The 8,189-nt window shown below is 73.9% G+C and carries 7 protein-coding genes; 1 reads left to right on the plus strand and 6 read right to left on the minus strand.

Translation table 11 applies throughout. From position 1 onward, the window contains the following. Positions 1-3: 3 nt before the first annotated feature. From resB to hemL, 5 genes are all read right to left on the minus strand, one after another. Positions 4-1,863 (minus strand): cytochrome c biogenesis protein ResB, encoded by a 1,860-nt coding sequence (gene resB, locus NUM_RS28500; RefSeq protein WP_207128039.1) that lies wholly within the window; start codon positions 1,861-1,863, stop codon positions 4-6. Then, positions 1,864-2,739: a cytochrome c biogenesis CcdA family protein gene (locus NUM_RS28505; protein WP_207128040.1), complete on the minus strand. Its 876-nt coding sequence runs from the start codon at positions 2,737-2,739 to the stop codon at positions 1,864-1,866. It lies immediately after the preceding gene. Between the two features lie 163 nt (positions 2,740-2,902). Further along, positions 2,903-3,508 (minus strand): TlpA family protein disulfide reductase, encoded by a 606-nt coding sequence (locus tag NUM_RS28510; protein WP_207128041.1) that lies wholly within the window; start codon positions 3,506-3,508, stop codon positions 2,903-2,905. Between the two features lie 4 nt (positions 3,509-3,512). Beyond that, on the minus strand, positions 3,513-4,160 hold the full coding sequence (locus NUM_RS28515; RefSeq protein ID WP_207128053.1) for a histidine phosphatase family protein: 648 nt from the start codon (positions 4,158-4,160) through the stop codon (positions 3,513-3,515). 32 nt (positions 4,161-4,192) lie between these two features. Then, positions 4,193-5,563 (minus strand): glutamate-1-semialdehyde 2,1-aminomutase, encoded by a 1,371-nt coding sequence (hemL, locus tag NUM_RS28520; RefSeq protein WP_207128042.1) that lies wholly within the window; start codon positions 5,561-5,563, stop codon positions 4,193-4,195. 203 nt (positions 5,564-5,766) lie between these two features. Between hemL and NUM_RS28525 the strand changes: the two genes are divergently transcribed. Then, the gene (locus tag NUM_RS28525; protein ID WP_207128043.1) at positions 5,767-6,357 is read left to right on the plus strand and encodes a Uma2 family endonuclease; all 591 of its coding nucleotides are present in this window, start codon (positions 5,767-5,769) and stop codon (positions 6,355-6,357) included. A 42-nt stretch (positions 6,358-6,399) separates the two neighbouring features. Here NUM_RS28525 and NUM_RS28530 read toward each other — a convergent pair. Beyond that, positions 6,400-8,189, minus strand: a 1,790-nt coding sequence (locus NUM_RS28530) for an AAA family ATPase (RefSeq protein ID WP_370467075.1), incomplete at its 5' end; no start/stop codon positions are given.

Below are 8,189 nucleotides of genomic sequence, written 5' to 3' on the forward strand. Positions count from 1 at the left end.
CCGTCAGTCCTTTCCTCGTGCCTGCGCGCCTTCGGCGCTCGTCTCTGCCTGCGCTGTGCCGTCGGTGCCGGGGTGTCCCTGCGCCGCGCCGTCGGCGCCGGTCCGGGTCTGCGCGGCGCCGTCGGCGGCGGTCGTCCGTGCCGCACCGTCGGCGCCGCCCGGCGGGTCCACCGCGTCGTCGGCGGCGCCTCGGGTTCGGGAGGGACCGCCGGCGGCGGCCACCAACCGGTCGAACTCGTCGGCGAAGCCCGAGTACTCGTTGCGGGCCAGGCCGCCGGCGCTCACCGCGCTGCCCGCACCGTCCGGGGTGAACCGGAACCAGACCCGGCGGCGCCGGATGCTCAGCGACCCGAGCAGCCCGGCGAGCATCGCGATGCCGGCGATCAGCATGATCCGGGACGCCGGATCGCGCCGGATCTGCAGCGTCGCCCACCGCTTCACCCCGACGAACTCGACCTTCGTACCGTCGTCCAGTGTCCAGCTCTGGCCGGGCCGCAGCAGCCGCGGCTTGCCGACCTCCTTCAGCTGGCCGTTGTCGATCTGGCTCTGGTCCAGCGTGTACACCGAGTGCGGGATGCCGGCGTCGGTACCGGTGTTGCCGCGGTACGCGAACAGCATCAGGCCCGGGTCACGCAACCCCGGGTACGTCGACGCCTGGCCGCCCTGCTTGGCCGTGGTCGGGAAGAACACGCCCTGGAAGGCCATCTGCAGGTCGACGTTGCGCTTGCCGGTCTTCGGATCGACGTTGGCGTCCGGGAACAGCGCCACCCCGTTGCTGGTGAAGTTGCCGTCCTGCGGGATGAACGGCGAGGTCGTCGTCTGCGTCCGACCGTACCGGTCGGTGTACCGGATGACCGGCGAATAGCCGTTGCCGACCAGGTAGACCGAGGCGCCGTTGATCCGCAGCGGATGGTTCACCGACAGGTTGTACTTGTGCGAGCCGCCCTGCCCCGGCACCTCGTAGGTCATGTCCGCGGAGTAGTGCAGCGGCTGGCCGTTGGCCTGGAAGCTGGCGTGGAAGCCGGTCATGGTCAGGCAGAACGGCGGCAGGTCGCTGCCCTTGATCCGCGACCCGAGGCTGTACTCGTCGTACTGCTGCAGCGTGTTGCAGAAGCCGTTGTCCGCGCCCTGCATGATCAGCCGACCGCCGTGCCAGCCGTAGCCGGCGCCGTACGCGACGCCGACCAGCACCGCGACCAGCGAGAAGTGGAACAGCAGGTTGCCGGTCTCGCGCAGGAACCCCTTCTCCGCGCTGACCGTCACGCTGCCGTCGTCGTGCCGGCGCAGCGCGGACCGGAACCGCGCGCCGCGCAGCTTCTTCTGCGCCAGCTTCGCCGCCTGCTCCGGCTCCGACTCGACCCCGAACTCCCGGTGCACGCGCAGCCGGGACAGCTGCCGCGGCGCGTCCGGCGGGGTACGCCGCAGCGCGCGGACGTGCACCCGGATCCGCGGCGTGAGGCAGCCGACCAGCGACACGAACAGCAGCAGGTAGATCGCGGCGAACCAGGGCGACGAGAACACGTCGAACATCCCGGCCTTGTCCAGGATCGGCGCCAGCGTCGGATGCTGCTGGTAGTACGTGTCGACCTTGTCGGAGTTCAGGTTGTACTGCGGGAGCAGCGAGCCGGGCGCCGCCGCCACCGCGAGCAGGAACAACAGCAGCAGCGCGGTACGCATGCTGGTCAGCTGGCGCCACCAGCGCCGCGCGGTGGCGAGCACGCCGTGCCCGGCCACCCGCCGCGCCGAGTCGGCCGCCGGCCGGCTGGACAGCGCGTTCTCGTCCTCGCGGCCGGCCTCCGCCAGCTGCTCCGGCGCGCGGTTCTTCTCCTCGACCCGCGTCTCGGTCTCCTCGGTCGTGGCCATCTACACGCTCACCCTTCCGGCGCCGACCTCAACCTGCAGCCAGATCGTGAAGGCGTCCCAGGCGCCGGTCGCGAGCGCCACGCCGACCAGGATCAGCAGTACGCCACCGATCCGGGTCACCCAGACGCTGTGCCGCCGGATCACCCCGAACACCTGCAACAGCCGACGGAACCCGAGCCCGAACACCAGGAACGGGATGCCCAACCCCAGGCAGTACGCGACCGCGAGCAGCACGCCGCGGCCCACCGAGCCCTGCACCGCGGCCAGGCTGAGCACCGCGCCGAGGGTCGGGCCGACGCACGGGGTCCAGCCGAGCGCGAACACCGCGCCCAGCACCGGCGCACCGACCAGCCCGGCCGCCGGTACCCGGTGCATCCGGGCCTCCCGCTGCATGCCCGGGATCACCCCGAGGAACGCCAGCCCGAGCACGATCACCAGCGCACCGATCACCCGTTCCACCGCGACCCGGTGTTCCAGCAGCGCGCTGCCCAGGCTCGCCACCACCACGCCGGACAGCACGAACACCACGGTGAAGCCGGCGACGAACAGCAGCCCGCCGGCGAGGATCCGGCCGCGCACCCGGGCCCGGCTGCGCGCCGCGGCAGGCGCCGCCACCGCCACGCCCCCCGTCGCGGCGGCCGCCCCTTCGGCCGGGGCAGCCTCGCCGCCGGACGGGGGCACCGCTCGGCCGCGCGGGTCGGTACCGAGCGCCGCGTCCAGGTCGGCGCCGGCCAGACCGGTCACGTACGAGACGTAGCCGGGGACCAGCGGCAGCACACACGGCGACAGGAAGCTGACCAGGCCGGCGACCAGGCTGACCGCCAGGGCCAGCAGCAGCGGTCCGGACGCGGCGACGTGCGCGAAGCTGGCACCCATTAGTGTCCTGCGCCGGAAGTTGGTTGCTTTATGGCGAGCCTCAGGGGTTCGCTGCCAAGGCGGAGGTGCGCCCGCATACCGGTGTTGTATGCGGGCGTGCCGACAACGCCGGCAGCGGGCGGCTGAGGCCGGCAGAAAGTGAGCGAACTTTCGGCGTAGGACACTAGTCGCCCCGTGCGACCTTCTCGACCATCGGCCGAAGCTTGTCGGCGAGGATCGCGCCCCGCTGTACGGCGGCGATCCGGCCCTTGGCGTCCACGATGATGGTGGCCGGGATCGTGTTCGGCGGGACCACCCGGAACGCCAGCGCGACCTTGCCCGCCGGGTCGAACCAGGTCGGGTAGGTCATCCCGCGGCCCTGGACGAACGCCTTCGCGGCGTCCCGCTGGTCCCGGATGTTCACCCCGACGAACGTGACGCCCTGGCCCTTCGTCGCCTGGTACACCTGCTCCAGGTCGGGCGCCTCGGCCGCGCACGGGTTGCACCAGGACGCCCAGTAGTTGATCACCACGACGTGCCCGCGCAGCGAGGCCAGCGACAGCGTCCTGCCGCTGCCCAGCAGGGTGCCCGACACGCTCGGCGCCTTGTCCCGGTCGCCCGGGTCGAACTGCTGCGACTTGCCGTCACCCGCGACGTACCGGTTCTGGCCGCCGTTCTGCTGGTTCACCGCGCCGCTGCCGGTCGAGCAGCCGGCGGCGAGCAGCGCGCAGGCCGCCAGTACGGCGGTGGCGATGCCCAGCCGCCCGGCGAGTCGACGCAGTGACCGCATGGTCTCAGGCTCCGTGCTCGGCGGCGACCGGCGAGGACGCCACCAGATCGGCCGCGGGCTCGGAATAGGAGATGCCGGTCAGCCGGTCGCCCTCGAAGTGGAACGAGGTGAGGCTGGCCAGACCGCACTGCCGCTTGCGCGGGTCGTGCCACAGCCTGCGACCCTCCGCGTACCGCCGGAGCAGCCAGATCGGCGACTGGTGCGAGACGCACACCGCCTCGTGCCCGGCCGCGGCGTCGCGCGCGTCGTGCAGCGCGGCGGTCATCCGGCGGGCGATCTCCAGGTACGGCTCGCCCCAGGACGGGCGGAACGGGTTGCGCAGCTTCGGCCACACCGACGGGTTCTTCAGCGCGCCGTCGCCGACCCCGAACCGCTTGCCCTCGAACCAGTTGCCCGACTCGATCAGCCGCGCATCGGTGTCGATCGACAGGTGCAGCGTCTCGGCGATCGGCGCCGCGGTCTGCTGCGCCCGCTCCAGCGGGCTCGCCACCAGGTACGTCACGTCCCGGCCGGCGAGCGCCGCGGCGGCGGCGTCGGCCATTCGCTCGCCGCGCTCGGACAGCCGGTAGCCGGGCAGCCGCCCGTACAGGATCTTCTCCGGGTTGTGCACCTCGCCGTGCCGTAGCAGGTGCACGGTGGTGGTCAGCGGCATCGTCGGCTCCGGCTCGGTGGGCACATCGGGGGTCACGGAGTGTCCAGGTCCGCTGCTGCGGCGGCGGCGCGGGCCGCGTCCGGCAGGGCGGCGGCGATCTGCTCCACCGCGGCGGCGTCGTGCGCACCCGAGACGAACCACACCTCGAACGCGCTCGGCGGCAGGTAGACGCCGCGGTTCAGCATCGCGTGGAAGAACGCCGCGTAGGCGGCGGTGTGCTGGCGCTTCGCGCCGGCGAAGTCGCGCACCTCGGCGTCGGTGAAGAACACCGAGAACATGGTGCCGGCGAACGACACCCGGTGCGGCACGCCCGCCCCGGTCAGCGCCTTGTCGGCCAGCTCGGCGATGGTGTGCGCGGTGGCGTCGAGCTGCTGGTACAGCTCGGGGGTGCAGCCGCGCAGGGTGGCCAGGCCGGCGGCGCAGGCCAGCGGGTTACCGGACAGGGTGCCGGCCTGGTAGACCGGGCCGTTCGGGGCGAGCTGCGCCATGATCTCGCGCCGGCCGCCGAACGCCGCCGCCGGCAGCCCGCCGCCCATCACCTTGCCGAACGTGTACAGGTCGGCGTCGGCCGGGTCCAGTTCGCTCCAGCCGCCGCGGGCGGCCCGGAACCCGGTCATCACCTCGTCCACGATCAGCAGCGCGCCGTACCGGTGGGCCAGCTCGGCGAGCTTGGCGTTGAACCCGTCGCGCGGCGCGACCACGCCCATGTTGCCGGCCGCCGCCTCGGTGATCACCGCCGCGACCGTGTCCGGGTTCGCCGCGAAGGCGGCCTCGACCGCCGGGAGGTCGTTGTACGGCAGCACGATCGTGTCGGCCGTCTCGGCCCCGGTCACCCCGGGCGAGTCGGGCACGGCGGCCCCGGCGCGCTCGGCCGCCTCGGCCAGCGTGGCGACGCCGGAACCGGCCGCGGCGAGCAGCGCGTCCACGTGCCCGTGGTAGCAGCCGGCGAACTTGATCACCTTGGTCCGGCCGGTCGCGCCCCGGGCCAGCCGGATCGCGCTCATCGTCGCCTCGGTACCGGAGTTGACCAGCCGCACCTGCTCGACCGGGGTACGGGCGACGATCTCCTCGGCGAGCGTCACCTCACCGGGCGTCGGGGTACCGAAGCTGGTACCGGCGGCGGCCGCGGTGGTCACCGCCTCGATCACGCTCGGGTGCGCGTGCCCGAGGATCAGCGGCCCCCACGAGCAGACCAGGTCGACGTAGCGCCGGCCGTCCGCGTCGAACAGGTACGGCCCGGAGCCGCGCACCACGAACCGGGGCGTGCCGCCGACCGCCTGGAACGCGCGGACGGGTGAGTTGACCCCGCCCGGCACCACGGCGCGGGCACGATCGAACAGGTCCTGGGAAACGGGGGCGTCGCTCGGGTAGCCGGCGCCGGCCGTCGAGTCAGCTGAGGTCACAACTCCGCCATTGTGGCAGGTCCTTCTACGCGCTGTCGGAGACCCCCGGAACCGGGTCGCTACCTCACATCGGGCGGGGCCGCAAGCCGCCCCGCCGTACCTGTGGACAACGGGGCCGCGACCTGTGGACAACTCGGTCGTCGTCGGGTCAAGCGACCATCATTGCCGCATGACCGCTGCCCACCGACACGAACAGGAGCATCATGATGGCCATGCCGGCGATGCGCGATGAAGGCGACCTCAAGGCCGCGGGCCTGGTGCTGCCGCCGACCGGTCCCTGGACCGTCGACGACCTCGCCAAACTCCCCGACGACGGCCTGCAGTACGAGCTGTTCGACGGGATGCTCGTCGTGAGCCCGGCCCCGGTGCCGGCCCACCAGAGTGCCGTCGTCGAGCTGCTGGCGCTGCTGCACGCCGCCTGCCCGCGCGACCTGAAGGTCCTCGTGGCGCCGCTGGACTACCAGCCCGACCGGTTCAACTCGGCGCAGCCCGACCTGCTCGTGGTGCACCGGGAGGACGTCGGGGAGACGAACATCCAGCGACCGCTGCGGCTCGCGGTCGAGGTGCTGTCGCCGTCGACGAAACGCAAGGACCTGACCGTCAAGCTGGAGACGTACGCCCGCACCGGCGTCGCCGCCTACTGGATCGTCGACCCGGAGAGGGAGACGATCCGGGTCCTCGAGCTGGTCGACGGGCGGTACGAGCAGGTCGGCGAGGTCACCGGCGACGAGCAGCTCACCGTCGAACACCCGTTCCCGGTGACACTGCATCCGGCGACCCTGCTCGACACCTGACCTCGCCGGCCCGACTCGACGGTCACCCGGCGCCCCTGGCAGTCAGCCGGCGACCGGCTCGCCGAGCGGCTGCAGCGTCGGTACCCAGGCGATCTGCCGCTGCCAGAGCTGGTGGCGTGCCCTGACCCGGCCGGCCTCACCGTGCGCCACCGCCAACCGGCGCGCCGGCCACCGCACCGGGTCGAGCAGCCGGTAGGTCGCGCTGGTCGCGGTCAGGTCCACCTCGACCAGCGCCGCGTCCACCAGATCGGCGATCGCGACGCAGGCCGTACCGCGATCCAGCCAGTCGGCGGTCAACCACTCCACCGCGGCCAGGTCCAGCGCCCCCGGCCAGGCCGCCAGCCAGCGCAGCAGCCGCGCCGCCGGCGGCGACAGCAACCGGTACGACCAGGCGAGGTTCGCGTTCAGGCTGACCTGCCGGTCCGGCACCCCGACGCCGTCCCCGGCCAGCTGCCGGCTCACCGGCCGATCCGGGTCCGTCGACCCGTCCAGGTCCGCCGACCCCTCCCGGTCCAGCGACCCGTCCAGGTCCGCCGACCCGTCCCGGCCCAGCGACCCGTCCAGGTCCGCCGACCCGTCCCGGCCCGGCGACCCGTCCGGGGCCGCTGGCCCGTCCGGGTCCAGCGGCCAGCCCAGGCTCGGAGGCTGGTCCCGGTCTGCGGACCAGTCCAGGTTCGCCGGCTGGCGCGGGTCCATCCGCCCGTCCGGGCCCGTGGGCCGGTCCAGGTTCGCCGGCTGGCGCGGGTCCATCGGCCAGTCGAGGTCCGCCGGCGGGGCTCCCGCCCCCAGCACAGCGTCCGGGTCGGCGTCCGGGCCGCCCAGCAGGTCGGCGACCACCGCGGCCGGTAGCGCCCGCAACCGCGGGACGGCGAGTTCCAGCGCCGCGGGCAGCCCGGCGAGCTGCCCGGCCAGCCGGGCGAGACCACCGGCCCGACCGTCACCGGACATACCGACCATTCCGGCCCGACCGTCGCTGGACATGCCGGCCCGGCCGTCCCCGGACCGGCCGTCACCGGGGGCGCCAAGCCGGTCGGCCAGCAGTTCGGTCGACTCCACCCGGCCGAGCGGGTCGAGGTGCCAGAGCATCTCGCCGGGTACGCCGAGCGGGGTGCGGCTGGTCGCGAGCACCCGCACCAGCGGGCAGCTGGCGAGCAGCCGGGCCAGCAGCGCGCGGACCGCGCCGCGCGCCACCTCGCAGGTATCCACCAGCAGCAGGCACCGGCGCGGCTGGAGATGCTCGATCAGCACGTCGATGGCGCGCTGACCGGGCCCGGGCCGTAGCCCCAGCTCCGCTGCCAGCAGGCCGGCCACCGACCGGTCGCGGGCGTGCCTCGACCCGAGTTCGGCCAGGTCGATCAGCCAGGCGCCGTCGGCGAGCCGGTCCGTGGCCGGATCGGTCGCGCCGTGCGGCGGCACCGGCTGTACCGGCCGGAGCAGGTCGCGGGCCACCTCGACGGCCAGCCGGGTCTTGCCGACGCCGCCGGTACCCCAGACGGTGACGAGCCGGTGCCGGCGGACCAGCGCGGCCAGTTCGGCCCGGTCCCGGGCCCGCCCGACGAACCTGGTCAGCGGCTCCGGCAGGTTGTGGCACCGGTCGTCCACGGTCTTGGGCCGGGGGAAGTCCTGCGGCAGGCCGGGCGCGACGATCTGGTACAGCCGGGTCCGGTCGTCGAAGCCGCGCAGCCGGTGCAGCCCGAGATCGGTGAGCCCGACGCCGTCGAGCCGCGGCGGCGTCGTGGCCTCGTCGCGCCCGGCCGCGGTGGCGGTGCCGAGCCCGGCCGCGGTGGCGGCGCCGAGCCCGGCCGCGGTGGCGGCGCCGAGTCGGGCCGCGG

The organism is Actinocatenispora comari (assembly GCF_017312725.1).
Lineage (GTDB): Bacteria > Actinomycetota > Actinomycetes > Mycobacteriales > Micromonosporaceae > Actinocatenispora > Actinocatenispora comari.

Coding starts and splice junctions, on each gene's coding strand:
- NUM_RS28515 (WP_207128053.1), bottom strand. CDS start 4,160: ATGCCGCTGACCACCACCGTGCACCTGCTACGGCACGGCGAGGTGCAC.
- resB (WP_207128039.1), bottom strand. CDS start 1,863: ATGGCCACGACCGAGGAGACCGAGACGCGGGTCGAGGAGAAGAACCGC.
- NUM_RS28510 (WP_207128041.1), bottom strand. CDS start 3,508: ATGCGGTCACTGCGTCGACTCGCCGGGCGGCTGGGCATCGCCACCGCC.
- NUM_RS28525 (WP_207128043.1), top strand. CDS start 5,767: ATGATGGCCATGCCGGCGATGCGCGATGAAGGCGACCTCAAGGCCGCG.
- NUM_RS28505 (WP_207128040.1), bottom strand. CDS start 2,739: ATGGGTGCCAGCTTCGCGCACGTCGCCGCGTCCGGACCGCTGCTGCTG.